21 protein-coding genes, 1 tRNA gene and 6 pseudogenes are annotated in these 25,327 nt (G+C 57.1%); 14 read left to right on the forward strand and 14 right to left on the reverse strand.

Annotated features, from left to right (window positions below):
• The first annotated feature begins 29 nt into the window (after positions 1-29).
• Positions 30-590: a CDP-diacylglycerol--glycerol-3-phosphate 3-phosphatidyltransferase gene (pgsA, locus tag FQ187_RS15290; RefSeq protein ID WP_008150904.1), complete on the forward strand. Its 561-nt coding sequence runs from the start codon at positions 30-32 to the stop codon at positions 588-590.
• A gap of 62 nt (positions 591-652) precedes the next feature.
• A tRNA-Gly gene (locus FQ187_RS15295) sits at positions 653-728 on the forward strand.
• 505 nt (positions 729-1,233) lie between these two features.
• Here the strand turns inward: FQ187_RS15295 and FQ187_RS15300 are convergent.
• Positions 1,234-1,452, reverse strand: a complete 219-nt coding sequence (locus FQ187_RS15300) for a hypothetical protein (RefSeq protein ID WP_149630129.1) — start codon at positions 1,450-1,452, stop codon at positions 1,234-1,236.
• A gap of 452 nt (positions 1,453-1,904) precedes the next feature.
• The gene (locus FQ187_RS15305) at positions 1,905-3,038 is read right to left on the reverse strand and encodes a lactonase family protein (RefSeq protein WP_149630130.1); all 1,134 of its coding nucleotides are present in this window, start codon (positions 3,036-3,038) and stop codon (positions 1,905-1,907) included.
• Between the two features lie 114 nt (positions 3,039-3,152).
• Here FQ187_RS15305 and FQ187_RS15310 point away from each other — a divergent pair.
• Positions 3,153-3,356, forward strand: a pseudogene (locus FQ187_RS15310) (Mn2+/Fe2+ transporter); the annotation flags it as partial.
• 45 nt (positions 3,357-3,401) lie between these two features.
• Here FQ187_RS15310 and FQ187_RS15315 read toward each other — a convergent pair.
• Positions 3,402-3,944 (reverse strand): annotated as a pseudogene (locus tag FQ187_RS15315) (NAD(P)-dependent oxidoreductase); the annotation flags it as partial.
• On the opposite strand from FQ187_RS15315, the pseudogene FQ187_RS15320 reads away from it, so the two are divergent.
• A pseudogene (locus tag FQ187_RS15320) lies at positions 3,919-4,163 on the forward strand (helix-turn-helix transcriptional regulator); the annotation flags it as partial. The pseudogenes FQ187_RS15315 and FQ187_RS15320 sit on opposite strands and share 26 nt — an antisense overlap.
• 178 nt (positions 4,164-4,341) lie before the next feature.
• Here the strand turns inward: FQ187_RS15320 and FQ187_RS15325 are convergent.
• The 3 genes from FQ187_RS15325 to FQ187_RS15335 all read right to left on the reverse strand — a co-directional run bounded on the left by FQ187_RS15325 (position 4,342) and on the right by FQ187_RS15335 (position 7,988).
• Complete coding sequence (locus FQ187_RS15325; protein WP_149630131.1) at positions 4,342-5,757, reverse strand: amino acid permease; 1,416 nt, start codon at positions 5,755-5,757, stop codon at positions 4,342-4,344.
• Between the two features lie 90 nt (positions 5,758-5,847).
• Positions 5,848-6,903, reverse strand: a complete 1,056-nt coding sequence (locus FQ187_RS15330) for an ornithine cyclodeaminase (RefSeq protein ID WP_149630132.1) — start codon at positions 6,901-6,903, stop codon at positions 5,848-5,850.
• A gap of 50 nt (positions 6,904-6,953) precedes the next feature.
• Complete coding sequence (locus FQ187_RS15335; protein WP_149630133.1) at positions 6,954-7,988, reverse strand: histone deacetylase family protein; 1,035 nt, start codon at positions 7,986-7,988, stop codon at positions 6,954-6,956.
• A gap of 119 nt (positions 7,989-8,107) precedes the next feature.
• Here FQ187_RS15335 and FQ187_RS15340 point away from each other — a divergent pair, with 119 nt between their 5' ends.
• From FQ187_RS15340 to FQ187_RS15390, 10 genes and pseudogenes are all read left to right on the forward strand, one after another.
• Entirely contained in the window at positions 8,108-8,608 is a 501-nt protein-coding gene (locus tag FQ187_RS15340; RefSeq protein WP_149630134.1) for an Lrp/AsnC family transcriptional regulator, read from the forward strand.
• A 247-nt stretch (positions 8,609-8,855) separates the two neighbouring features.
• The gene (locus FQ187_RS15345; RefSeq protein ID WP_149630135.1) at positions 8,856-10,133 is read left to right on the forward strand and encodes a cystathionine gamma-synthase family protein; all 1,278 of its coding nucleotides are present in this window, start codon (positions 8,856-8,858) and stop codon (positions 10,131-10,133) included.
• A 151-nt stretch (positions 10,134-10,284) separates the two neighbouring features.
• On the forward strand, positions 10,285-11,715 hold the full coding sequence (locus tag FQ187_RS15350) for an amino acid permease (protein WP_149630136.1): 1,431 nt from the start codon (positions 10,285-10,287) through the stop codon (positions 11,713-11,715).
• Between the two features lie 59 nt (positions 11,716-11,774).
• Complete coding sequence (locus tag FQ187_RS15355) at positions 11,775-12,665, forward strand: LysR substrate-binding domain-containing protein (RefSeq protein ID WP_149630137.1); 891 nt, start codon at positions 11,775-11,777, stop codon at positions 12,663-12,665.
• Positions 12,666-12,681: 16 nt separating this feature from the next.
• Complete coding sequence (gene thrC, locus FQ187_RS15360; protein ID WP_149630138.1) at positions 12,682-14,061, forward strand: threonine synthase; 1,380 nt, start codon at positions 12,682-12,684, stop codon at positions 14,059-14,061.
• A gap of 22 nt (positions 14,062-14,083) precedes the next feature.
• The gene (locus FQ187_RS15365; protein ID WP_149630139.1) at positions 14,084-14,521 is read left to right on the forward strand and encodes an Lrp/AsnC family transcriptional regulator; all 438 of its coding nucleotides are present in this window, start codon (positions 14,084-14,086) and stop codon (positions 14,519-14,521) included.
• A gap of 173 nt (positions 14,522-14,694) precedes the next feature.
• A complete protein-coding gene (locus tag FQ187_RS15370) occupies positions 14,695-15,738 on the forward strand; it encodes a homoserine dehydrogenase (RefSeq protein ID WP_149630140.1) in 1,044 nt (347 codons plus the stop codon).
• Between the two features lie 10 nt (positions 15,739-15,748).
• Positions 15,749-17,161 carry an aldehyde dehydrogenase family protein gene (locus FQ187_RS15375; RefSeq protein WP_149630141.1) on the forward strand — a complete coding sequence of 471 codons (1,413 nt, stop codon included), beginning with the start codon at positions 15,749-15,751 and terminating at the stop codon, positions 17,159-17,161.
• 221 nt (positions 17,162-17,382) lie between these two features.
• Positions 17,383-17,502, forward strand: a pseudogene (locus FQ187_RS30400) (AraC family transcriptional regulator); the annotation flags it as partial.
• A 282-nt stretch (positions 17,503-17,784) separates the two neighbouring features.
• Positions 17,785-18,657, forward strand: coding sequence for a DNA/RNA non-specific endonuclease (locus FQ187_RS15390; protein ID WP_149630142.1), 873 nt, complete (start codon positions 17,785-17,787; stop codon positions 18,655-18,657).
• A gap of 217 nt (positions 18,658-18,874) precedes the next feature.
• Here FQ187_RS15390 and FQ187_RS30925 read toward each other — a convergent pair whose 3' ends face one another.
• The 8 genes and pseudogenes from FQ187_RS30925 to FQ187_RS15425 all read right to left on the reverse strand — a co-directional run bounded on the left by FQ187_RS30925 (position 18,875) and on the right by FQ187_RS15425 (position 25,314).
• On the reverse strand, positions 18,875-19,006 hold the full coding sequence (locus FQ187_RS30925) for an SDR family oxidoreductase (RefSeq protein ID WP_371925544.1): 132 nt from the start codon (positions 19,004-19,006) through the stop codon (positions 18,875-18,877).
• Positions 19,007-19,021: 15 nt separating this feature from the next.
• A pseudogene (locus tag FQ187_RS30930) lies at positions 19,022-19,210 on the reverse strand (SDR family NAD(P)-dependent oxidoreductase); the annotation flags it as partial.
• Positions 19,211-19,268: 58 nt separating this feature from the next.
• Entirely contained in the window at positions 19,269-20,816 is a 1,548-nt protein-coding gene (locus FQ187_RS15400; protein WP_149630143.1) for an amino acid ABC transporter permease/ATP-binding protein, read from the reverse strand.
• Positions 20,817-20,880: 64 nt separating this feature from the next.
• Positions 20,881-21,675: an ABC transporter substrate-binding protein gene (locus FQ187_RS15405; RefSeq protein WP_149630144.1), complete on the reverse strand. Its 795-nt coding sequence runs from the start codon at positions 21,673-21,675 to the stop codon at positions 20,881-20,883.
• A gap of 45 nt (positions 21,676-21,720) precedes the next feature.
• Positions 21,721-22,791: an isopenicillin N synthase family oxygenase gene (locus FQ187_RS15410; protein WP_149630145.1), complete on the reverse strand. Its 1,071-nt coding sequence runs from the start codon at positions 22,789-22,791 to the stop codon at positions 21,721-21,723.
• 14 nt (positions 22,792-22,805) lie between these two features.
• A complete protein-coding gene (locus tag FQ187_RS15415) occupies positions 22,806-23,657 on the reverse strand; it encodes a sugar phosphate isomerase/epimerase (protein ID WP_149630146.1) in 852 nt (283 codons plus the stop codon).
• A 548-nt stretch (positions 23,658-24,205) separates the two neighbouring features.
• Positions 24,206-24,406: pseudogene (locus tag FQ187_RS15420) on the reverse strand (adenosine-specific kinase); the annotation flags it as partial.
• On the reverse strand, positions 24,403-25,314 hold the full coding sequence (locus FQ187_RS15425) for a YeeE/YedE thiosulfate transporter family protein (RefSeq protein WP_149630147.1): 912 nt from the start codon (positions 25,312-25,314) through the stop codon (positions 24,403-24,405). The gene FQ187_RS15425 and the pseudogene FQ187_RS15420, both read right to left, overlap by 4 nt.
• Positions 25,315-25,327 lie beyond the last annotated feature (13 nt).

The following is a 25,327-nucleotide window of genomic DNA, read 5'->3' on the forward strand; positions in this document are numbered from 1 at the left end:
GCCCCCTCACCTCGTAGCCAGTTGTGCCGATGAATATCCCTAATCTGATTACCGTACTACGCGTCCTGCTCATTCCGATCTTCATTTTACTGTTCTACCTGCCGTATCAATGGAGCTACCTGGCGTCCGCCTCGGTGTTCGCATTTGCCGCCGCCACAGACTGGCTGGATGGGTATCTGGCCCGCCGACTGGAACAAAGCACACCGTTCGGGGCTTTCCTCGATCCCGTGGCTGACAAGCTGATGGTCGCCGTTGCGCTGGTTTTGCTGGTGCAAGAACATGGCAACCTTTGGCTCACGCTGCCGGCTGCCGTGATCATCGGTCGCGAGATTGTCGTCTCGGCACTTCGCGAATGGATGGCCGAACTCGGCGCCCGCGCTCACGTCGCCGTGTCGAACCTGGGTAAATGGAAAACCGCCGCGCAAATGCTGGCCTTGGTAATTCTGCTGGCGAATCCGTCGGATTTCACGTTCTGGGTGCTGCTGGGTTACGCCTTGCTGCTGATATCCGCGGGCCTGACGTTGTGGTCCATGGTCCAATATTTGCGGGCTGCCTGGCCGCATCTGAAGACCGACGTGGAAAAGAAATAAACTTTTTTGAATCAAGGTGTTGACGAGGCTTCTGGATTCTATAGAATGCGCCTCACCAAGACGCGGGAATAGCTCAGTTGGTAGAGCACGACCTTGCCAAGGTCGGGGTCGCGAGTTCGAGTCTCGTTTCCCGCTCCAAGCATTAAAAAATGGATCTCTGAAAAGAGGTCCATTTTTTTCGTCCAGAGTCTTTGACTTTTGCTGCGCCCCCCAGAGAACACTCATATCCAGCCCCAATGGGTACATTTTCCAGTACATCAATCTGGTGCTCGGCAGATCGGTTTTTTCGTGGTGCCAGTCTCACCGCAAACCGTACAAATTTCCTCCATTCATACGAGACGGAGTGTGCGCAAAGTTGAACATCGTGTTTCTGGTCGTGGGTCTCGATAGTCCGGTCGGACTCAGAACCTCCCGCTTCAATTGGCGGCGAGTCGGCTGACAGCGAGGGCGCTCAGATTGAGATGTAGAGGGGGCGCCTTACCTTCGCTGTTCATGGCCAGTTAACCTTTGGGCCAGGTCGGTGATCAGTCATTAGGCAAGTGCAGCTGCACACCTTCGCGCCGAACAGCGTGTGCTGGTTCCGGACTGCATGTGCACAGAGTCCAAAAAAGGGTGTTGCAGGCGGACGTCGGGGACAGCTTTATTAGTGTGGGCCTTGGGCCCTTAGCTTGGCCAAGCCCTGCTTGATGTGTCCGGCGTTCTCACCGATCGTGTGAAGCGCGCAGCGGACATTGTCGCCAGTCTCGGCATGACCCTGGCTCTCAACCAATAAGGTCAGCTCTATCAGCGCAGCCTCCAGGGCGAGTTGGTTGTGATCCAAGCGTTCAAGAACATCGGAGAGAGAGTATTCGGGGGAGGGCATAGCTTCGACTCCATTCGAGAGAGTGGGGAGCTTAGTCGCTGGAATGGCAGACAACAAAAAGCCCGCGTATTGCGGGCTCTCTGTATGGGGTCAAATCCTTTTGTCCGATCAATCTGCGCTCCGTTCTGTGAGCACTTCGTGAAAAGCATGTCGCTGGAACGAAAAAACCCGACACTTAGTCGGGCTCTCTGTCGATGGGGCCAAATCCTTTTGGCTGACCGCATTGTGCTTGGTGGGTGTGACGAAGGCATGACAGGGCGGATACGAAAGTGCGGGCAAAAGTCCGCGTAAGGCGGGCCTCTCCATGAGGATTGATCGGTTATCGGTTAAACCGCTCAACCAATGAGTACTGCGTCTGCCTCAAGTACCCAGATCACACCTTCCTGGGCCTGACGATGACCGCTCTCCATGGTCTGCACGGCATTGCGTCGCGTCTTTTCCCCGCCCGACGATTACTCCACCGACGTTTGCAGTACCTCAATCCATAACGCGCCTTTGCCCGACGCCGCTTCACCGACACGTTTCAAGGCGCCGTTGTTGCTGACCGCGTAAGTGCCGACTTTTTCGCTTTTCTCGCCCGTCACTAGCAACCAGCGCCCGTTGGGTGAAAAAGCGATATTGCGTGGCTGCTTCTCTTCCACCGGATAGTTCTCGAGAAAGCTCAAGCCGCCTGTTGAGGGGTCAACCGCGAATGCCGAAACCGAACTGCTGGTGCGTTCGGTCATCAACAGTAGCTTGCCATCGGGCGAGATCCGCAGGTCCGCCGCCCAGATACGTGGTGTGGGGTCGTCCTTCAAGTCGTTGTTACGTGCATCACGCACTTCGCCGTGAGCCAGTTTCAAACGCTCGGGAATACCATTGGCAACGGCAATCTGAGTCAATGCGCCGGTGCTGTCATCGATTGAAAACGCTGTGACCGTGCCGCTCATTTCACCGACCACGTACAGGTATTTGCCGTTCGGGGAAAAGGCCAGGTGCCGAGGCCCGGTATTGTCCGGGACACTGATGTAGCCGCTGCCGATGGGGGTGAGCACGCCGGTTTTGGCATCAAGGTGATATTGCAGCACCTGGTCCGCGCCAAGATTGCCCGCGTAGGCAAAACGGTTGCTCGGGTCGGTACGAACCGAATGTGCATGCGGGCCTGTCTTGTAGCTCAGGATGCTGGCAGAAGGCTGATAGGCCTTGTCGATGGCCTGAACGCTGACTGTGTCGGCACCGTAGGATGCACCGAGCAGATAGTGTCCTTTTCTATCGGTAGACAAGTACGCCATGCTTTCTGCCAGTGGCGCTTTGGACAGCGGAGTCAGATGTCCGCTCTTGGGATCTATGCTGTAGCCCAGCACCTGAAACGGCTTGACCCGCAAGGCGGCAAACAACACTTTGCCGTCAGGGGTGATGGCCAAGGGGTTGACCTGATCACCAGCGTTGACCTGTTCAATCAGGCGCAGCGCGCCGTTGTTCTGGTCAAGGCGATACTGGGAAATCAGACCGTCTCCCGGGCTGGAGATATAGGCAAACGTGGCGGCATTGGCTTGCAGGCTGAGGCCGTAGACAACTGCAGCGGCCATGAGGAGGGGTTTTTTCACAGATGATCCCTTATTTTTATGGTTGTGGTCGGTCATCCTATGACTGTCCGTAGGCGACATCAATCGCTGTTTTTCTCAGGTTAGAAAGATACGTCGTGGCTCAGGCGCAGTGTTTACGTGACCCTGACCATTGGTGTCAGCGCGTTGAACATCATTGGCTTGCCGGTCATTTCCCTGGGCCTGTTGATCATGTCCAACCAGAAATCGTTGCTGGACAAGAAATACCGCAACAATCTGTTTGAGAGCGTTGCGCTGCTGTTTGCCACTGGCCTCGCGCTGTGGGTCGCCTTCCAGTTGGGCGTCGATCTGTTTTCCTGACATCGAGCCGCCGAGGGGACGCAACGTCTCCTCGGCGGCCAACGTTCAGTCAGTCACAGACCCCTGCGGTTTTCTCCCGGCGAAACTGTCCACCAGGCTCGCCACCACCATCTCTCCCATCCGCGTGCGGGTCTGCAGCGTCGCACTGGCGCGATGGGGCTGCAGTACCACTTTCTCGTTGGCAAACAGTGTCTCGGGGACGTTCGGTTCATCGACAAACACATCCAGCGCCGCACCCGCGATCTCACCAGCGGCAAGCGCCGCCACCAGATCGACCTCGTTGACCAGCTTGCCGAGCGCCACGTTGATCAGATACCCGTCCTTGCCCAGTGCCTGCTGCACCTCGGCATTGATGATGGCTTCAGCCTTGTCGGCAGCGGCGGCGAGAATCAGCGCATCACTGTTGCTGGCCAACTGCTTCAGATTGGCGATGAAAGTGTGGTTCACATCGCTCATCGGCTGCAGATCGGTGTAGCTGATCGCGCAGCCGAAAGCCGCGGCTCGGGTCGCCACTGCACGGCCGACCCGACCCATGCCGACGATGCCGATGCGCATGCCCGAGACGCACTGGTTGCGCAAGGGAATCGGCAGACCTTCACTGAGCTGGTGCTCGAGCGCAGGATGCACGCGGCACGCAATTATTTGCTCAATGGGACACGACAGGTGGGGGAGGTGGCAAGGTTGTGCGGTTTCGCTGACGAGGCTTATTTCTCCCGACGCTTTCGCCAGATACATGGCCAGCCACCCGGGCAATTCAGACGCCAGCAACTCGACCCCGATACTCCGCAATCGCCGTCCAGCACGTGATCGACAGCTGTGAGTGATGTGGCGGTAGGTACGAGGTCGATCTGGGCGCACCGGATTGGGGACGTCAGTAAAATTTGACGGCCTTCGCTTGCCGCTCTTCAACCTCCAGGCGCCCCACAAACGCCACGTTGCTCAAGCGCGTTTCACTGCATCGGCACCTAGAGGCGGCAGGTGAACATCAGCTGTACTGATTTGCCGAACCAGCAGCGGATTTTAGCTTTCTGGAATGGGTCAGCTGATAAGCAATTGCCAACCAAATGAACCACCCTGGCATGGCCAGCAAGGCAATACGAGTGTCAGGTCTTAATGCCAGCAGGCAGAGAACAAATCCCAGGAACACCAGGGAGGACCAGGCCATCGGCACGCCGCCAGGCATCTTGTAGGCCGATTGCGCATGCAGGTCGGGTCGGCTTTTGCGATAGGCAATGTACGACGCGAGGATGGTCGACCAAGTGAAAATCACCAGGATTGCCGACACGGTAGAGACGATGGTGAACGCTGTCATGACTTCCGGAACGATGAACAGCAGCAGTACACCCACCAGCATCAACAGTGTCGTGAACGCCAGGCTTAGCAAGGGCACGCTACTGCTCGACAGGCGCCGAAAAATCCCCGGAGCATTGTCGTGATTAGCCAATCCCAACAGCATACGACTGGATGAAAATACGCCACTGTTGGCCGATGAAGCGGCAGATGTCAGCACCACAAAGTTGACGATACCTGCTGCTGCGGGAAACCCTGCAACCAGAAACAGTTCGACGAAGGGACTCTTGCTGGGCGAAACCTGTTGCCAGGAAGTCACCGCAATAATGCAGGCCAGTGCCAACACATAAAACAGGATGATTCTCAGCGGAATCGAGTTGATGGCTTTTGGCAGGGTCTTCTCGGGGGAACGGGTTTCGGCGGCTGCGATGCCGATCAGCTCGGTGCCGGCAAAGGAGAAGATGGCCATCTGGAAACCGGCGAAGAAACCGAACAAGCCGTTAGGGAAGGTTGCCTGTTTATCCAGCAGGTGGCTCAGGGATGCTGTGACGCCATTGGGTGAGACAAAGGAGCTGGCAATCAGCACCATGCTGACGCCAATCAGGGTGACGACGGCAATGATCTTGATGATTGCGAACCAGAACTCCACTTCACCGAAAAGCCTCACGGTCAGCACGTTCAAGGCAAACAGCGTCATTAGCATACCGATGGCCGGTATCCAGGCGGGTACATCGGGGAACCAGTACTGAAAGAATCCGCCGACCACCACGGCATCGCCCACCACCGCGACGCTCCAACTCAGCCAGTACGACCAACCGAGGAAAAATGCCGCACGGGGGCCGAGGTAAGCACCGGCAAAATCCGCGAAGCTTTTGAAGTTCAAGTTGGACAGCAACAGTTCGCCCATGGCGCGCATGACGAAGTAGACGAACATCCCGATGATCATATAAATGAGAATGATCGACGTGCCTGAGAGGGCAATGATCTTCCCAGAACCCATGAACAGGCCTGTACCGATGGCACCTCCCATGGCCATTAATTGAATGTGACGATTGCTGAGCGTGCGCTGCAGCGCGGGCTGTTCAACCCGCCCGGATGGAGTCGATTTCATTACAAAACCTCTTGATTTTATGTTTTTGAGTTTTGGCAGAAAGTGGGGTGTCTAGCGTTCTTGTTAGAGATGCAACGGCTACTATGGCTATCAGCTGGCCGTGCGTAAGCGCGAGGGGACGATTGCTGGCTGCTGATCAAGCAGTTGGTAGAGATTTTTTATATTGGCAGGTGTCGGTACCAGATGGATGCGCTCACCGATGGCATGCTCTCGCGCCAGGTCGTGCACGTAGCGCAGTGACGAAAAGTCTTCCAGGGCAAACCCCACCGAATCGAAAACGGTGACCTGTGCGTCGTTCTCGCGGCCCGGGACTTCGCCCTGAACAATCCGGAAAAACTCCACGACGGGAAAGTCAGGCTCCAGTTGTTGAATATCGCCTTCAATCCGGGTTTGAGGTTCAAACTCAACGATGACCCGGGCATTGCGCAGAATGTCGGCGTGCAGTTCGGTTTTCCCCGGGCAGTCACCGCCGACGGCATTGATATGCATGCCGGGCTCGATCATCTCGGGCGTCAGAATCGTCGCATAGGCTTTGTCTGCGGTAACTGTGGTGACGATGTGCGCGCCCTTGACCGCTTCCTGTACCGAGTTGGCCAGAATCACCTCAATATCCGGGAATGCGCACAGGTTGTGCTTCAACTTGAGTGAAGCGTCGCGATCGATATCGAAAATGCGTATTTCCTTGATGGACAGCATTTCGTGGAAGGCGAGGGCCTGAAACTCGCTCTGAGCGCCATTGCCGATGATTGCCATGATGCTTGCACCGGGGCGCGCCAGAGACTTCGCGACCAAGGCAGAGGTCGCGGCAGTGCGCACGGCTGTGGTCAGCGTCAGTTCACTGAGCAAGGTTGGATAGCCACTGTGGACATCGGCCAGGACACCGAAGGCCATGACCGTCAGCAAGTCTCTTTGACCGTTGTCCGGGTGGCCATTCACGTATTTGAACGAGTACTGTTGGCCATCGTCGGTCGGCATCAACTCGATCACACCGGCGGCCGAATGATTGGCGGTGCGAGGCGACTTATCAAACTGCGCCCAGCGTGAATAGTCAGCTTCGATGTAAGCCGCCATTTCGCGGATTGCGCGGCGGATTCCCACCGTGGCGAACAGGCGTGCGGCATGATCGACGTCTATAAAAAGAGTCATGTTTTTATTCTCCGATTCAATAGTTCAAGCGCTGCGATTCAGGGGATGACTCAGGCGCGTTTACTCTCGTAGCCATGCAGCACGTTGACCGCATTGATCCCGATTTCATCGACCATGTAGCCGCCTTCCATCACAAACAGGGTGGGGCAGCCCACGCCCGCTATCAGCTCGCCGATACCGATGAAGTCTTCGCTTTCCAGCAAGAAGTGGCTGATGGGGTCGTCCTTGAACGTGTCGACGCCCAGTGAAATAACCAGCACTTCAGGGGCAAATTGCTGGAGTTTCTTGCAGGCGTGGAGCAAGGCGTTGCGGTAGCTTTCCCAAGTGGTGTTCTTCGGCAGCGGATAGTTCAGGTTGTAACCTTCGCCGTGGCCAGCGCCGACTTCGTGGCTGTAGCCTGAGTAGTACGGATAGGACACCGTCGGTTCGCCGTGCAGCGAGACAAACATGACGTCACTGCGCCCGTAGAAAATGTTCTGGGTACCGTTGCCATGATGAAAGTCGACGTCCAGTACCGCGACACGTTTGGCGCCTTGGGTAATCGCCTGCTGTGCGGCAATGGCTGCGTTGTTCAGATAGCAGTAGCCGCCCATGTATTCACGCGCTGCGTGATGGCCAGGTGGTCGGCATAGGGCAAAGGCACTGTCGTGGCCTTCATCGATCAGCGCCAGTCCGGTCAGCGCGATATCGGCACTGGTTTTTACCGCTTGCCATGTGGTGGCGGTAATGGGCGAGCCGGCGTCCATGGCGTAGAAACCCAGTTTGCCGTCGATGAAAGTCGGCACTTGCTCGTTGGCCAGGTCGCGCACTGGCCATACCAGCGGCAAGGCATCGTGGGTGCGTCCGGTTGCGCACCATTCAGACCAGGCGGTTTCCAGAAAGGCTACATAGCGCTCGCTGTGTGCGTTGACATAGCACGCCCTGTCAAATACTCGCGGTTCGATGACCTGGCCAAGCCCTACCTGTTTGACCCGATGATGGACGGTATCGGCCCGACTGGGCTGTTCGAAGGACGGTTTGAGCACGCCGTCTTTCAATTCGGTCCCGTGGTGCAAACGGTGGGAATCACTGAAAACTGTAAACATTGTGCGCATCCGTTGATGTGAGCCAGTGCAAATATTCTGTTCCGGCTGGGATGCGCTTTCTTTGCTTTGTTTTCGTGGTTTACTAGATTATTCGGGAATTTTTACTCAGGAATGGCGTAATGCAGAAAAAATCATCCAAGCGCATCGGTCTCGACGACACCGATCTGGCGATTCTCGCGTTGCTGCAGGAGGACGCGAGTATTTCCAACGCCGAGCTCAGTGAGCGGCTGTCGTTAAGCCTTACGCCTTGCTGGCGGCGGCGTAAGAGAATGGAGGAGGCGGGCGTGATAAAGGGCTACCAGGCCAACCTTGATCGACGAATGCTGGGGCTGGACATCCTGGCGTTCGTGCACATCCGTTTTTCCACCCACGCCGATCACGCTCCGGACGCCTTCGAGGCGGTGATTGCGCAATTGCCCGAAGTGTTGTCCTGTCACAAGATCACCGGGGATGCCGATTACGTGCTGCAAGTACTGGCAGAGGATCTTGATAGCTACAGTGACTTTATCGAGCAGGTGCTCAGGCGTCAGGTGGGTATTGCATCCATCCAGTCCAGTTTGTCGTTACGCGAGGTCAAGACCAGTAGCCGTATAGCGATACCCAAATCCAGCAGGGGGTAAAACGATTGAGGTAGTCCGGAGCCCCGACGATGATCCAGGCAACATTGGGCGACAGCTGCTGAACAATCATGTCCTCCTGAAAAGCGGATCAGAAGGTGTAAACCTATTTCAGGACTACACAGCCATTAAAAAAAGCAGCCCTTTGGCACCGATAACATCGTTTCTCGGGCGCACCGCTTTTCAATATATTGGCCGCCAGATCTGGTGAATGACTCAACACTCACCACCCTCAGTGCGAGTAGTCTTAATGAACAATAAACCTGACAACGCAGGGCTTGATAACGCCGGAGCGGGGACCCGAGCGGTCTGGGGCGGGGAGCAAGTCAGGCACCCCTACAACGCCACTCAAACACCGATCGTGGTTAGCGCCGCTTACGGTTACGACGACATCGACGTCTGGTACGACGTTGCGTTGGGCAAGACGCCGGGCTTTATCTACAGCCGCATGAGCAACCCGACGGTCGAGACGCTCGAAGCAAAAATTCGCGAGTTGGAAATGGCCGAGTCCGCCGTGGCCTTCAGCAGCGGCATGGCTGCGATCAGCAGTGTGCTTTTCACCTTCCTGGCCAATGGCGATCGTGTGGTGTCGACCAAGGACAGCTACGGTGGCACCAACAAGATTTTCGAAGAATTCCTGCCGCGTACGGGTGTGGAGGTGACCTTGTGCGAGACGTTCGATCACGAGGAGATCGAGCGTGAAATCGCCAAAGGCTGCCAATTGGTGTACTTGGAGACGCCGACCAACCCGACCCTGAAAATACTCGATATCCACCGACTGGTAGCTGCAGCTAAGCGCGTCGGTGCCGTGGTGGTGGCGGACAACACCTTTGCCACGCCACTGAATCAGAACCCCCTGGCGTTAGGTGTGGACGTGGTCATCCACAGCGCGACCAAGTTCCTCAGTGGCCATGGCGATGTGCTCGGCGGTCTGGTGTGCGGCAACGAATCCTTGATGGCCAAGGTTCGTCATTACCGGGAAATCAACGGTGCGACGCTCGACCCGTTTTCGGCCTATATGATCATCCGTGGCATGAAAACGCTGGTGCTGCGCATGCGTCAGCAGCAGCGCAGTGCCCGTGCCCTGGCGGATTTCCTATGCACCGAACCATTGGTGGAGTCGGTCAATTATCCTGGCTTGCCCAGCCACCCGAACCATGTTGTGGCGTGCGCGCAAATGTCCGGCTTCGGTGCCATCGTCAGCTTTGTTCTGGTCGGTGGAATGGACACGGTCAAGGTGCTCTTGCCACGACTGCGATTTGCCCACTGCGCAGGCAATCTCGGTGCAGTGGAAACCATTTACGGCCCGGCCCGGACCACCAGCCATGTTGAGAACACGCTGGAGGAACGACTGGCTCTGGGTATCTCCGAAGGACTGGTGCGGGTCTCGGTCGGCATTGAAGACACTGACGATCTGCTCGACGATTTGAAGCAGGCGTTCGCTTTTGTCAGGTGTTCGCGCGATGAGCTGGCACAGGCAAACACACAGCACTCAAACAACAAAACGTGCATCGAGGCAGCAAGCTGAAGTTTTAACGTTAGTACCTCACGACAAGGCCGTTAGTGAGGCGTTCATGAAGTGGAATAATAATAAAACTTAGTGGCGACCTGTTTTTACTCTGCCCAGTAACTGATCGCAGACGTTAATGCGCGCCCTAACAACTTTCATGAGAACAACCATGTCCATAAAAGAAGAACAACTTACTACGCGTGCCGGTTTTAAACAGGAAATGCAGACACGCCATATTGTCATGTTGGCATTGGGTGGCGTCATTGGTACCGGGCTGTTTCTCACGTCCGGGTACACCGTTAACCAGGCTGGACCCTTGGGGGCGGTTATCGCCTACATCATCGGTGCGCTCATGGTTTACATGGTCATGATGTGCTCGGGCGAATTGGCGGTGCAGATGCCGGAAACCGGTTCGTTCAGTACTTACGCCACACGTTTTCTCGGACCCGGCACCGGCTATACCGTGGCGTGGCTGTATTGGCTGACCTGGACTGTGGCAATCGGCTCTGAATTCACCGCCGCCGGGATTTTGATGGCGCGTTGGTTTCCGGATACACCGGTATGGATTTGGAGTGCGCTGTTCGCAGGCGTGGTGTTCCTGACCAACGTGATCTCGGTGCGTTTGTTCGCCGAGACCGAGTTCTGGTTGTCCTTGATCAAAGTAGTGACGGTGGTGGTGTTCCTGATGATCGGCGGCGGGGAGATTCTCGGCCTGTTGCATATCGATCAGGCCCACAGCATTGGCCTGGGCAACTTCACCCGCGAAGGCTTGTTCCCCACCGGTTTCATGTCAATTGCCATGACCTTGTTGGCGGTGTCCTTCGCCTTCTCCGGTACTGAGTTGATCGGTATTGCCGCCGGTGAAACCAAGGACCCGCAGCGCAATGTGCCGCGGGCCATTCGCACCACCGTGCTGCGTCTGGCGATCTTTTTCGTCGGCACTATTTTCGTCCTGGCAACCCTGTTGCCCCGCGAGCAGGCTGGTTTGGTGGAGAGTCCGTTCGTCACCGTGTTCACCTACATCGGCATTCCTTACTCCGCCGACATCATGAACTTCGTGATCATCACTGCGCTGTTGTCTGCGGCCAACTCCGGGTTGTACGCCGCCTCGCGGATGCTCTGGACCTTGAGCGACCAGGGTCACCTGCCCAAGCAGTTCTCTAACCTGACCCGCATGGGGACGCCGCTGAATGCCATCGTGTTGAGCATGGTCGGCGGTGGCGCCTCGTTGCTCAGTAGCGTGTTCGCCGCCGACACCGTCTACCTGGCGCTGGTGTCGATCTCCGGGTTGGCAGTGGTGGTGGTGTGGATGAGCATCGCCGCGAGCCAGATCGCTTTTCGCCGTCACTATGTGGCCAACGGCGGCGATGTCCGCAACCTCAAGTTCCGCGTCCGGGGTTATCCATGGGTGCCACTGGGGGCGCTGGTCTGCTGCAGCCTGGCATGTGTGGGGATCGCGTTCGACCCTGAACAGCGGGTGGCTCTGTACTTCGGTTTGCCATTCATCGCCTGGTGCTATTTCGTGTATTACATTACGCGCAAAAGCCGCGAGCGACGCTTGTCGGTTGCCCCCTTGGCACAACCGTCCGATGCGTTCTAGCCGCCGTCGACGGGGTGGGCAAAGTGCTCGGTGGAGGGGGCGTCAATGAGGTTCAGACCATGAAGCAAAAGACGTTACCGCCATTGAACTGGCTGCGGGCATTCGAGGTATCCGCCCGCTGCCTGAACTTCACCCACGCCGCCGAAGAGCTGTTTTTGACTCAGGGCGCCGTCAGCCAGCAGATCCGCCAATTGGAAAGCCACCTGGGGGTGGCACTGTTCAAGCGCTTGCCCCGTGGCCTGGGGCTGACGGAGGAAGGGCAGGCCTATCTGCCGGTCGTGCAGGATGCGATCACTCGACTGGCGGTGGGGACCAACGAGATTTTTGGCCAGCACAAACGCCGGCCGATCAAGGTGCGTGGCAGCCTGGCATTTTTCGTGCACTGGCTGGCGCCCAAGCTGGTGGGCTTTCGCCAGGCTCATCCACTTGTCGACATCCGCTACATCAGCAACATCTGGGTCAAGGAACTGGATGGCGAGGACGACATGGAGATTCGCTGGGGCCATGGTCAATGGCCCGGCCTGGTGTCGCAGCGCCTGACCTGGGACACCTTGTTTCCGGTCTGCTCGCCAGCCCTGATGGCGAACTCGTCGCTGAGGGTGCCGGCGGATGTCGCGCACCATCCGCTGTTACATGTTCTGGGTTACGAAGAGGGCTGGGGTTACTGGTTAAACATGGTCGGTGCGGACACCGTCGATTCGTCGACCGGCATGCAGTTCGACACACTGATTTCCACCTTGCGCATGGCCGAGTTGGGGCAGGGGATTGCCCTGGCCCGGTCCTCGATGGTTGAAGAGATGCTTCAGGACGGAAGACTGGTCGAACCCTTCGACCAGCGCATCGAAGCCAGCGAGTCTTTTTACCTCGTACGCGGTTCCGGGGCCGACCAGCACCCCGACGCGGTCATGTTTTCCACCTGGCTGGTCGAGCAGGCACATCGTTTCAAATGAATGGCCGGAGCCAACCATGCGCTATGTAAGTACCCGAAATTCGGCCGTTCAGGTCGATTTCGAAAAGGTCGTGTTGTCTGGAATTGCCGAGGATGGCGGGCTGTTCGTACCGCTCGAACTGCCGCTGTTCGAACCACAGGACATCGCCAATTGGTCGACCCTGCCCTATGACGAACTGGCCTATCGAGTAATGAGTCCGTTCGTGGGCGATGCGATCCCCGAGGCAGACCTCAAGCGCATGCTCAAGGAGGCTGGCGGCCAATTCAGCCATCGGTCCCTGGCACCGTTGCATCAGGTAGATCGCAACGAATGGGTGTTGGAGCTGTTCCACGGGCCGACCCGTTCCTCGAAGGATTTTGCCGCCCAGTTGCAGGCGCGGCTGGTGCAATATTTTTTGCAAAAGCGCGGGCGTCGCGGGGTGGTGATCGGTGCCACCAACGGCGATACCGGGCTGGCGGCCATCGAGGCATTCAAGCACTGCGACGAAACGGACGTGGTGGTGTTTTACCCGGCGGCAGGTGTACCGCAAGATCAGCTCCAGCATCTGCAAGCAGTAGCGCATCCCAAGGTTCATCAGTTCGCAGTCAATGGCAGCTTCGACGAGTGCCAGACGATCGTCACCCGGCTGTTCCGGCAGTGGCCGTGCACGCAGCACGAGGCGATCAGTTTCAACTCCAGCAACTGGGTCAGTGTGTTGGCGCAACTGGTGTTTTATTTCCACGCGGTGCTGCAACTGGGTGGCGGTCAGCGTCCGATCGGTTTCAGCGTGCCAGCCGCGAGTTTTGCCGAGGTCTATGCCGGTTACATCGCGCAGAAAATGGGCTTGCCGATCACCCAGATGATCGTTGCGACCAACCAGAATGACGCGTTGCATCAGTTGTTTCTGAAGAACCACTACTCCCGGTTGCGAGCCAACAAGACCTTGTCGCCGGCCATGGACCTGTCGATCTTTTCTAACCTGGAACGTTTTCTCTGGGAACTCTATGGGCATGATGACCAAGCGGTGAGCAGCCTAATGGCAGAGTTCGAATCCAGCGGCGAGATGACCATCGCCAACGAGTTCTGGTTACAGGCGCGGATGATCATCGACTCTTACGCCGTCAGTGATGAGCAGACGCTGCAAGAAATCACCTCGCTGTATCGCGACACCGGTTACGTCATCGACCCGCATACCGCCACCGGCATCCTCGCCGCCAGGTTGTACCGCCGAAGCCTGGTGGCGCCGATGGTGACTCTGGGGGAAATCTCACCGGCCAAATCGGCGGTGCTGCTTGGCGACCTGGGGATCAGCACGCCGGCACATCACGGCCCGGTCGCGGAGCAAGGGCCGGCGCAGCGTTACCGGATTCAACCGGACGACCTCGACACCATCCATCAGCTGTTCGGCACGCTCTGAAAGCGTTGCAACAGGAGGCCAAGTGAAGCGAATTCTGGACCCGCTCGATGAACACATCATCGCGGAACTGCGGCTCAATGCCCGGGTTGCACACGCCGAGCTGGCAGCCAAGGTCAACCTGTCGCGCAATGCCGTGCGTCAGCGTATTGAACGGCTTGAGCGCGACGGTGCGATACAGGGTTATACGGTGCGCACGGGGGAAGGGCGGCAAGCGTCCTCGAACATCAATGCGGTGATTTTCGTCTATCGCTACGACCGCATGCGCGGCGCGGAAGTGCTGCTGGCCCTGCGGGCAATACCGGAAATCATCCAGTGCGATGTGATGAGTGGCGAGTTCGATCTGATGTTGCGGGTCGGCGCTGCCAGTCCGGAGCGGGTGCATAAAGTCTGGAATGAAATCTCCGCGTTGCCGGGGGTGGAAAACACCGTGACTTCATTCGTGCTGTCGTCCGTCGTCTAGCCTCTTTCTCGTACTGAAAAAGCCAACGTGTGTTGGCTTTTTTTATGCCTGGCGCTTTGCCCGGACACTGGTCAAAACGCCCATAAAATAGAGCAATTTGGCCTATTTCACTGCCCTGGCCGCACCCCTAACCTAGAGCCCAACAACCCATCACCCGGATCAAGGGCATAAAAATGACTGAATACAAACTGGCGCTGGTCGGCTTCGGCGGTGTGAACCGGGCATTGGCTCAGCTGATTGCCGAACGTAACGAAAACTGGAAAACCGAACTGGGTTTCACTCTGAAAATCGTTGGCGTGACCGACCTGTTTCTTGGTTCGGTGATTGGCCGCGAAGGGCTGGATGCTGCGTTGCTGGCCAAGTTGCCAGCAGTCAAAGGTGCAATGGCGCAGCTTGCGGGTGGCGAAGCAGATGCCCTCAACGAAGCGGTGATCAAGGACTCCGGCGCAGACATCATTGTCGAAGCCACCTTCACCAACCCGGTGGACGGTGAGCCGGCCACCTCGTTCTGTCGCTGGGCGCTGGAACGCGGCAAGCATGTAGTCACTACAAATAAGGGACCCATTGCCTTGCACGGCGCCGCGCTCAAAGCACTGGCCCGAAGCAACAACGTCACCTTTGAATACGAAGGGTCGGTGATGAGTGGCACGCCGGTTATTCGCCTGGCCAAGCAGTCGCTGGCGGGCAGTTCGATTGTCGGTTTCGAGGGGATTCTCAACGGTACGTCCAACTTCGTTCTTACCCGCATGGAAGGCGGGCTGGGGTTTGCTGAAGCAGTCAGCAAGGCTCAGGAACTGGGGTACGCCGAAGCTGATCCGACGGCGGATGTTGAGGGGCATGACGTGCGTCTCAAGGTGGTGATCCTGGCCAACGAACTTCTGGGCGCCAAGCTGAAGGTCAGCGATGTCACCTGCAGCGGTATTTCCTCACTCGACCTTGGCGACATCGAAAAAGCCCGGCAGGACGGGGCTCGCTGGAAGCTTATCGGAGCGGCCATGCGGCATGCCGATGGTTCGATCAGTGCGAGTGTCGAACCGCGTCTGTTGAAACACGATCATCCGCTGTCCGGTATTTCCGGCGCCACCAATGCCGTGTCGTTTACTACCGATCTGCTCGGCGCAGTGACGGTTTCGGGGCCGGGGGCAGGGCGCATGGAAACAGCGTTTGCGCTGCTGTCTGACATCATCAGCATCCATCAGTCTGTTGCACACAACTAGGAGAATGCCTGTGAACCTATCGCGTCTGGCCCTGGCTGTTGTGGAGCCGCAAATCGAAGTCTTAAACCCCTTTGACGGTACCGTCATCGGGACCGTCGCGGATGTCTGTGCGTCGCAAGTGCCGCAGTTGCTGGAGACCGGGCGCAGCGGTGCGCGAGTGTGTGCCGGGTTACCGCGTCATCGTCGGGCACGCATTCTCGAACAGGCTGCATTGAACATCGAGCGTGATGCCCAAGCGTTCGCCCGGTTGATCGTCGATGAAGCCGGCAAGACCCTCAAGCAGGCCGAAAAAGAGGTCAAACGCTGCATCAACACCCTCAAGCTTTCTGCCGAAGAGGCCAAGCGTAATGCCGGAGAAGTGGTGCCTTTCGACGCCTATGAGGGCTCCGAGTCGCGCCAAGGCTGGTTTTCCCGCGAACCCTTGGGCCTGATTGTCGCGATCACCCCGTACAACGATCCGTTGAATCTGGTGGCGCACAAACTCGGCCCGGCCATTGCGGGTGGTAACGCAGTGATTCTCAAACCGTCTGAGCTCGCACCGTTGTCGGCCATCAAACTGGTGTCGTATCTGGTCATGGCAGGGCTACCCGAATCGGTGGTCACGGTTGCGACCGGGGGGGCGGAACTGGGCAAGGCCTTAGTCGCGTCCCGTGAGGTGCGGATGATCTCTTTTACTGGCGGCTTCGTCACCGGGGAGCAGATCGCTCGCACGGCCGGCCTGAAGAAACTCGCCATGGACTTGGGCGGCAATGCACCGGTTATCGTCATGGGCGACTGCGACCTTGAGGCCGCCGTCGAGAGTTGCCTGTCAGGGGCCTTCTGGGCAGCAGGGCAGAACTGCATAGGCACTCAGCGTTTGCTGATTCAGGCGTCGATCTATGAAGCGTTCCGTGAGCGTTTTGTCAGCCGGGCCAAGGCGCTTGTGAGCGGCGACCCTATGCGTGCCGACACTGATATCGGACCGATGATTACCCTGCAGGCCGCGCAGAATGCCGAGCAAGTGGTGAACGACGCGTTGCAAGAGGGCGCGACATTGCTCTGCGGCCATCGGCGCCAAGGCTCGTGCTACGCCGCTACGGTATTGGAAAACGTTGATCATTGCAGTCGGCTGTGGCGCACAGAAGTCTTCGCGCCGGTAGTGGTTTTGCAGCTTTTCGAAACCTTCGATGAGGCCATCGCATTGGCCAACGAGCCCGAATACAGCCTGCATGCGGGGATCTTCACCAATGATCTGGCAACGGCGATGAGTGCCGCACGAAGAATCGAAGCTGGGGGGGTGATGATCAACGATTCCTCCGACTACCGCTTCGATGCGATGCCGTTTGGTGGCTCCAAGTACGGCAGCCTGGGCCGGGAAGGGGTGCGCTTCGCCTATGAGGAAATGACTCAACCCAAGGTGGTGTGCCTGAACACGCTGGGCTAATCGATTTAAGGAACATCTAATCAGGTCGTTTTGCATTGGGAAGGTCTGGTCACCCGCCCAATGCATTTTTTTTCTGGCGTTAGCTGCATTTATTGTCCGTACGCTTGCCGGTTTGCGCGTACGAAGTCACCCACCGTTTGAGGCGCTTGTCCGGTGATTTGGCCGATAACCCCTTCCTCACCGCTAAAGATTCCGTTCTGGTAATCGACTGCGACTGCAATGTTGCGCGCCGATGCGGCTACCACAGTGTCGACGTGCTCAGAAAAGCCTTCGTGCGCCGCATGGGGGTGAGTCCAAAGGAGTACGCGCAACGCTTCGCGCCAGTTAACGAGCCTGCTTAGGCATGCCTAATGGTCATGAGCTTGCTAGAGCGGGTTGCTGATTCATTTGAGTCAGTAAAATGTAAACGCTGCTCAGCACTTATGTGAGTTGTCATGGTCAATAAATCCCGCACGACCGTCAGCGGTCGTACTGCTCGGAGCCGACCGGATCCGCATCGGCATTTTGATCAAGGACAGTGAAAGCATGCTCGCCGCAAGATAATCAGCAACCGCCTCCACCTGGTTCCGTGAATCGGGACTCGCCGTACGTTTACCCCTCAATCCAAATCGAAGATTAAAAGCATGCACCTACGCAAAATTGCAGTTGGGCTGTCGGCCCTTGTTTTGCTCTCGACCGGGGCAGAAGCCCGCAGTCTGCTGGATCTCATCAAGCCGCCCACCCAGCATCAGGAACACCTGTCCCGCTCGGGCTCGATCAACCAGAACGCGGCCCTGGACCTCTATTCAAACAAACAGAAACAGGCATCGTTTGACGGCTGCGCAGATCTGTTCCCGGCTGCGAAACCGATCAACATGGCCACTGTGCCTGCGACCATGAAACCCCTGGCCCTGTGCTCTGACAACTTTGCGGTGCTGTACTCGCAAACCAGCAAGACACCGTTGGTAGTGGTCGAACGCCTTAATGCCGCCCAGCTGCAGGATGCCAAAGGGGAGGAGCGCACCAACCAGTTTTACCCGGACCCACGCATCCCCAAGAGTGGGCGGGCAGAGTTGAGCGACTATCGTAGCCAACATCCGGCCGTGGACCGTGGCCATCAATCCCCGGCAGCCGATGCACCGAACCCCAATGCAATGGCCCAATCCTTTGCGCTGTCGAACATGGTGCCGCAAGACCCAACCAACAACCGGAAGATCTGGAGTAAGGTCGAGGCGGATGTCAGAAAATTTGCCAAGCGAGCCGATGGTAATGTTTTTGTCTTTACCGGCCCGCTCTTTGACTCAGGCCACACTACCATCGGCGACAACAAGGTCTGGGTGCCGACCCGCCTGTTCAAGCTGGTTTACGACGCATCGTCCAAGCGTGCGTGGGCTTACGTACTACCCAACGCTGAAACCCGTATCGAGAGACCGATGGACTATGACGCTTTCGTGAAGAGTACCGGGCTCAACTTGCTGGGGAATCTACCGGTCACAGGTTCCGTAGGGCGTTCTTGATGGTTTGATGAATTGCACCTCAAAGGCTGGATGCAACCGATGGGGTGCTTCATTCACGGATAGATAGCGATGGTTTAAAAGTTGCTGCGGGGCATCGGATTTGCAAACGCGACTCACGACTTAAACAGATATAGCAACCGCACAATCCACCACGTCGTACACAGGAGGCGAATGGCGAAAGCCCCTATGCCATCCGCTCCACTTGCGCCTGCCGTCTTTATTGGCTGGAGCGAATGGCCCCTCCATCAATCAACAAGTTCTGCCCGGTCAGGTAGCCCGCATGACTGCTGCAAACGAAAGCGCACAGAGCGCCGAACTCCTCGGGTGAGCCGAAGCGTTTAGCAGGAATTTAGCTACGGCATCCGACGGCGATGACAGTCACTCCAGGATTTATCGCTTTGAGCTTACGGGCTGTTTCATCCAGCGTCTGTTCGCCTCGGGCGGTGATCACCACGTTCACGCCTTCGCTGACGAGTGCCTGTGCGCAGGCTTTACCCAGGCCTTTGCTGGCCGCGCACACCAGCGCCCAGCGTCCTGCTATTCCAAGATTCATGCGTGTTTCCTGAAAGAAGGAAGTTCAAAGAAAGTGGTTGCCTACTGCAGCACCCTGCTCACGCTTGATTCGCAGTTGTAGACAGGGTTGGCGATCGAGTACTGATTCCCATGAAGCGCCGCACTCTCTCTCCTTCGGCATCGCAGCGGATGGTTTCAGGTGCAGCATCCAGTTGGATATTACCGTTCTCCATGAAGACGACCCTGTCGGATATCGACATGGCAAAGTCCATTTCGTGGGTGACAATAATCATGGTCATGCCTTCACTGGCAAGGTCGCGTATGACGTTCAGCACATCGCCCACCAGTTCTGGATCGAGCGCTGACGTAGGCTCATCGAACAGCATGATGTCCGGCTCCATGGCCAAAGCACGAGCAATTGCCACGCGCTGTTGCTGCCCGCCGGAGAGCTGGTGCGGGTACTTGTGGGCGTGGGCGAGCAGGCCGACCTTGTCCAACAGCGCATAAGCACGGTGTTCGCTCAGCTCGCCCGGGATGCCGTGGTAACGCGGCGCCAGCGTGACGTTGTCGAGAATGGTGCGGTGCGGGAAAAGATTGAAGTTCTGGAACACCATGCCAATGTGCCGCACGCCTTTGCGCAGACGGGCGCTGTTGGGTTTGTCCGACGCTTCGATGAATTTTTCACCGAACAACAGAATGTCGCCTGTATCGATGCTTTCCAGACCGTTGACCGTGCGGATCAGCGAAGTTTTGCCGGAACCGGATGGGCCAATGATCGAGATCACCTGGCCGTATTCGACATTCAGATCGATACCCATCAGCACTTGGTGCGTGCCATAGGTCTTCTGGATGTTCTTCAGTTGCAGGATTGGCGTCGCGTTGCTGCCCGCGGCTTTACGCGCATTGTCGGGCAAGGCTTCGGCGCACGCCTTGAGCTTGACCACCGCGGCGGCATCGAGTGTATGCGGCTTGCGGAAGTTCAGGTCCAGGTAGCGCTCCAGACGCTGCAGGAAATAGCCGAACACGGTGACGATCAGCACGTAGTACACGCCTACCGCAGCCAGGGTTTCCATGACCAGGAAGTTGGTGGCATAGAGGCGTTGGCCGACCGTGAGGATTTCGGTCAGGGAGATGACCGAGACCAGCGACGTCAGCTTGACCACGGTGATGTACTCATTGATCAACGTAGGCAGCGAGATACGGAAAGCCTGGGGGATCACGATCAAGCGCTGCATGCCAAACAGGCCGACACCCAGCGCGCGGCCTGCTTCCTTCTGGCCCTTGGCCACGGAGATCAGGCCACCACGGTGGATCTCTGCCATGTAAGCCGCTTCCGTGACCACCAGGGCCAGCAAGCCGGAGTAGAAGGGGTTTGACAGTATCGGCCCGCTTCCGGGAAACAATTGCGGCAAGTTGTAGACGAAGACCACCAGCACCAGCAACGGGATGCTGCGGAAGAACCAGATGTAGACCGCCGCGGGAATGCGCAGTAAGGGCGACTGGGACAGCTTGGCCGTGGCCAGGCCAAAGCCCAGCAGCATGCCGAGGAACCAGGCCAGGGCACTGAGCTGGACCACCGTGACGCAGGCCTTCCAGAAGTCCGGCAGGGAGAACAGGGAGAAGAAATACGACCAATCGAATTGCATAGGGCACCTCGATCTGCCGCCCCGGTGCAGGGGCGGCAGATGACCAGACTACAAGGACACGTTCTTAGTTGGCAGTCGGTTCTTCCAAGCCATATTTCTTAAGAATAGCGGCGTATTCACCGCTCTTTTTGGTCTCCTCGAAGGCTTTTTGCACGGCCTGGAATGTTTCGTCGTTACCTTTTTTGACGAAGATACCCAGGGTTTGCTGATAGATCGGGTGTTCGGTGGTGATCACTACCCGGCCATTGGTCTTTTCCGCGATCATTTTTGCAGCGCCAGCGATTTCAACCTGGGCCTGAATGTTCTTGGACAACAGGGCCTGGGTCACTTCGGGCGCGGAGGGGTATTCGCTGACGGTGATGGCGCCTTTGTTGTTCGGCACGCAGTACTCATCGGAGAGCTTCTTGAATTCCTTGACCCAGGTAGTGCCCTGTTCCAGGCCCAGTTTCAAGCCGCACAGGTCTTCAGGTTTTTTCGCATTGATCTCGCTGCCCTTGGGCACCATGACCGCGGCACCGGTGTTGGCATAGGCGATGGTTTGGGCCTGAGTCTGGCGCTCCGGTGTGATGTACATGCCGGAAATGACCGCGTCGTATTTGGCGGAGTTCAGGCCCAGGATCAGGCTCGGGAACTTGGTGTCGACGAACTCCACCTTCGTGTTCATGTGCTTGGCCAGGGCCGTTGCCAGTTCCGGGTCCGAACCCACCACGTTTTTGTCTTTGTCATAGGACTCGAAGGGCGGGTAGGTGATTTCCATGCCGACCTTGAACGTGTCTGATGCGGCCATGCTCACCGAGGCACCGAGCATACCGGCTGCCAATACAGCCAAGCTCAACAGGTTTTTTTTATTGTTTTTCATTTTTTACTGACTCCGGCGTAGGTAAGGGGTAACTGAAAACTTCAATCAGGACGGTTGAACCTGATTTTTCAAATGTCCGAAACTGGCGGGCTTGCGTGCCTTGCCTGGCAGTTGAACTTCCCCATTGGCCACCCTCTGGCGCAGATACTGATAGGTCTGCAGTGCCTGGCCATACATGTGTTCGCCGATCGTGATTTCTTCGTAGTCGTTGCCTGCCTGGGCGAACCCGGGCAGCGGTTTGATCTGGGTGTGATAGTCGCAGGCATAAAACAGCGGAAAGGAATAACGCTCCTCCTTCACGCTCCGCACCCGGTGCGCAGTGGCAACGAATGCGCCTGCCGTCATCACTTCCAACATGTCGCCGATGTTGACCACAAAGGCATCGGCAATCGGTGGTGCATCGATCCATTGTCCAAGGTTGTTCATCACCTCAAGGCCTGGTTTGTCGGCCAGGAGGATGGTGAAGCACTCATAATCAGTATGGGCTCCAAGACCCGGTGCGTCATGGGCGGCACCGTCGAAGGGGTAGTGGATCAGGCGCAGCTTGGACGGCGGTCGGGTGACCAGGCTGTCGAAATAGTTTTCTTCCAGGCCCAGGGTCAGGGCAAAGCCGCCGAACAGGCGCCGGCCCAAGGCGAAGATCGCTTCATAGTAGGCCTGCACCGACGCCTTGAAACCCGGCAGCTGCGGCCAGTCGTTGGGCCCCAGCAACGGCGTGTTGGCCAGCACCAGCGGGTCATCGGCCGGGACTTCGAAGCCGACGTCGAAGGCTTCCTTGTGGTCCGGCTTGCCTTTGGAATAGACCTCTTCGCCTTCGGGTACAAAGCCCTTGTGGGTTTGCGAGGTGCCGATGTAGTGCCGCATCTTGGTGTCGAAGGGCTGGTCGAAAAAGTCCTTGGCAGCCTTGCGCAGGTTGGCGATCAGTTGCGGGTCGATACCGTGATTGGTGATATAGAGGAACCCGACTTCGCGGGCGGCGCGCCCCAATTGTTCGGCCACGGTCAGGCGGTGTTCCAGTTCGAAGCTGAACAGACCGGCGATGTTGACCACCGGGATGCTATTGAAGTTGGCTTTGTTTGTGTCAGTGCTGGCGCTGTTGTTTTTATTGTCAGGCATGACGCATCGGCTCCCTAAGGATTGCTTGAGTGGTGGAAACGCTCGAAGTGTTCGCGCTCGGTCTGGCCCATCCACACGTTCAATGACCATAGGTCGGCGACCGGTACATTGGTGAAGGGCAAATGATGCAGGTAGCCGTCGGCGCCGAATTCCGGGGTCAGGGTGCTGACCTGGTAACCGCGGGCTTGCTGCGAGCGCCAAATGCTTTCCCAGTGCTGCTGATGGAAAGCCAGTTCTTGTGCATATTCGGGAGCCGCCGGGTGCGGAACCTGCGGGCCCTGGTCGTAACCGACCCGTGCCTGGATATGGTGAACCCGCTCGATGAAAGCGCTCAGATCATCGGCCGGGTCATTCAACAGGCGCTCGCAGGTTACGACCCAATGGCTGATGTCACTGGTGAACAACAGATCGGGCAGTTGCCGGATCAACTCCAGGGTCACCCAGGGGTTGAACAGTGAACGCGAGCGGTGAGTTTCGAAACTGCAGACCTGGCCGTGCTTGCGCGCCAGTTCCAGAGCCTGGCCAAAAAACTCCACTTGTTGCGGCAAGGACCAACGGTCATTGCCCGCCAGCACGTTGACGAAACGTGGGCCGAGCTCGGCGGCCCAGGCGAGTTTCTGATCGAGGTCATTGAGGTGAACATCAGCGGTCGCCGACTGGTCCGGCAGCACATCGTACGCCGTGAAGACTGTGCTGATATAACCCAGCCGATTGGCCTGGAGAAAGGCGGCGAACTCAGCCCGTTCACGGGCGTCCAGTGGCAGACGTGCTTCCATTCCATCAAAGCCCGCCTGTAGCAGCTCTTCAAGCGCCTGGGCCTTGCTGGCGGTGTAACCCCACAACGTGCGGAAAATTTCCAGCTTCATCGGTGATCCTCAAAAATCCTTAGGCCTACTGCAAAAGCACTTCGACAAAGCCAGTCGGCGATCAAGGGTCAGCAACGGCAGAGGATTTTTGAGCCGGGTCTCTGCCTGATGGGTCCCACTAAGCGCTGCCGAGGTTAGTTCGCTGTGGAGCCGATGTTAGGCATAGGCGGCGGGGTGGAAGAATCTGAAAATTCAAATGAATACTTCAGACTTTCGTCAACAAATAGCTAGCTATTTATCGCGTTTTTCAAGAGGGTTTTTATGGGCGAGTAGGTGTCTACGCTGGCTATTAGCGAGGAGTGCCATTGTTACGGCATCATTTTGAAGAGTCCCAAGCGACACCGGGGCACTGATGGTCCGCTTCTGGGCCGATTGCCGATTGCCGATTGCCGTCTGTGGCGAAGGGCAGCAATCGATTTCTGTCTGTCGTCACCGTCTATATTGAGTCGAAAGTGGCTGTCAGCGACCAGCTCCAATCGACACTTTGCAGATGTTCAGCCAGGCGAAATCAAACCAGTCCCTTTCCCACGAAATGTTCGCTCTGCAATTCACAGCTTGTAGCCAATCTGCCGCAACAAGTTCTTGCGCCACAGGATGTCTTCATCGCCTTCAACGTCATTAGCACAGAAGCCATCCCCTACGCCCAGGATCGCTCGCCCTTGTTCCGTCTCAGCGAGAATCACTTCAGTTGGATTGGCTGTTGCACAAAAAATACGGCACACCTCTGGAGCCATCTTGAGGGTGTTCAACTCTTACGGCGTTTTTTGTACCACAATGACACCAGAATGCCTGTGGCAATCGACACCAGTGGAATGCTTGAAGCAACGCCCAGTGTTGGAAACACCAACAGTATTTGCGAGTCGTTACCGCCGAGCATCATCGAAGCCCCAATCCCCATCAAAATACCCGCCAACAAATGAACGCCAGCCTTTGATGGGGTAAAGGCCTCGAAACGGAACGTTTTCCTGTACAGGGTAAAACTCAGCATGCCTGCCAGCAACATAACAAACACCGCAATACGCCGGGCGCTGATTGCCATATCGGCTTGCCAGAACATCTGCGAAACATTGTAAAAGAACACACTAGGTGTCCATAACGGCTCGAACGTATAGAGCGCACTCGTCAACGCACCCAGCAGCATACTGGAGAGCACCAGGTGTTTATTACCATGTATGCCGACCAAAAATATCAGCACCAGCGCCACTACACCGATCAACAGCCAGTAATGGCGGCTGGAAATTTCCGGCATCAGAATGGTCTTCTGCTCGGGCATCATGCGCATGTAATACCAGAGCACGATCCCCAGGACCCAACCGATCATCGTGAACAGTTTATTGAAATTGCCACAGGCAAACTTGGTCAGCGTGCCTACGCTGCAACCGTTGTTCAGCACCGATGCCACCCCGAACAACAAGCCTCCCGAAACCAGTGAAGGATAGGAAATACCAGGCGAGTACAGCGGCAGGCTGACCTCGGAGAAACGATAGAGCGGGGCCAGCATCAACCCGAACAATCCACACGATGTCAGTGCCACAAACAACGTCGGGCGCCCCGCCAGCAATTGTTCGCTCGCTTTGACAAGACACATACCCATACGCTGCGAAACCCAGCCAATCAGGAACGCTAATACCAACGCCATCAGTAAAGAGAAAACCATGTTCGTGCGCCAC

This window comes from Pseudomonas sp. ANT_J28, from assembly GCF_008370005.1.
Lineage (GTDB): Bacteria > Pseudomonadota > Gammaproteobacteria > Pseudomonadales > Pseudomonadaceae > Aquipseudomonas > Aquipseudomonas frigoris.

What these genes read in the sequence shown, in the direction of transcription:
- pgsA (WP_008150904.1), top strand. Translation starts at nt 30, where the DNA reads ATGAATATCCCTAATCTGATTACCGTACTACGCGTCCTGCTCATTCCG.
- FQ187_RS15300 (WP_149630129.1), bottom strand. Translation starts at nt 1,452, where the DNA reads ATGCCCTCCCCCGAATACTCTCTCTCCGATGTTCTTGAACGCTTGGAT.
- FQ187_RS15325 (WP_149630131.1), bottom strand. Translation starts at nt 5,757, where the DNA reads ATGAAATCGACTCCATCCGGGCGGGTTGAACAGCCCGCGCTGCAGCGC.
- FQ187_RS15330 (WP_149630132.1), bottom strand. Translation starts at nt 6,903, where the DNA reads ATGACTCTTTTTATAGACGTCGATCATGCCGCACGCCTGTTCGCCACG.
- FQ187_RS15335 (WP_149630133.1), bottom strand. Translation starts at nt 7,988, where the DNA reads ATGTTTACAGTTTTCAGTGATTCCCACCGTTTGCACCACGGGACCGAA.
- FQ187_RS15340 (WP_149630134.1), top strand. Translation starts at nt 8,108, where the DNA reads ATGCAGAAAAAATCATCCAAGCGCATCGGTCTCGACGACACCGATCTG.
- FQ187_RS15345 (WP_149630135.1), top strand. Translation starts at nt 8,856, where the DNA reads ATGAACAATAAACCTGACAACGCAGGGCTTGATAACGCCGGAGCGGGG.
- FQ187_RS15350 (WP_149630136.1), top strand. Translation starts at nt 10,285, where the DNA reads ATGTCCATAAAAGAAGAACAACTTACTACGCGTGCCGGTTTTAAACAG.
- FQ187_RS15355 (WP_149630137.1), top strand. Translation starts at nt 11,775, where the DNA reads ATGAAGCAAAAGACGTTACCGCCATTGAACTGGCTGCGGGCATTCGAG.
- thrC (WP_149630138.1), top strand. Translation starts at nt 12,682, where the DNA reads ATGCGCTATGTAAGTACCCGAAATTCGGCCGTTCAGGTCGATTTCGAA.
- FQ187_RS15370 (WP_149630140.1), top strand. Translation starts at nt 14,695, where the DNA reads ATGACTGAATACAAACTGGCGCTGGTCGGCTTCGGCGGTGTGAACCGG.
- FQ187_RS15390 (WP_149630142.1), top strand. Translation starts at nt 17,785, where the DNA reads ATGCACCTACGCAAAATTGCAGTTGGGCTGTCGGCCCTTGTTTTGCTC.
- FQ187_RS15400 (WP_149630143.1), bottom strand. Translation starts at nt 20,816, where the DNA reads ATGCAATTCGATTGGTCGTATTTCTTCTCCCTGTTCTCCCTGCCGGAC.
- FQ187_RS15405 (WP_149630144.1), bottom strand. Translation starts at nt 21,675, where the DNA reads ATGAAAAACAATAAAAAAAACCTGTTGAGCTTGGCTGTATTGGCAGCC.
- FQ187_RS15410 (WP_149630145.1), bottom strand. Translation starts at nt 22,791, where the DNA reads ATGCCTGACAATAAAAACAACAGCGCCAGCACTGACACAAACAAAGCC.
- FQ187_RS15415 (WP_149630146.1), bottom strand. Translation starts at nt 23,657, where the DNA reads ATGAAGCTGGAAATTTTCCGCACGTTGTGGGGTTACACCGCCAGCAAG.
- FQ187_RS15425 (WP_149630147.1), bottom strand. Translation starts at nt 25,314, where the DNA reads ATGGTTTTCTCTTTACTGATGGCGTTGGTATTAGCGTTCCTGATTGGC.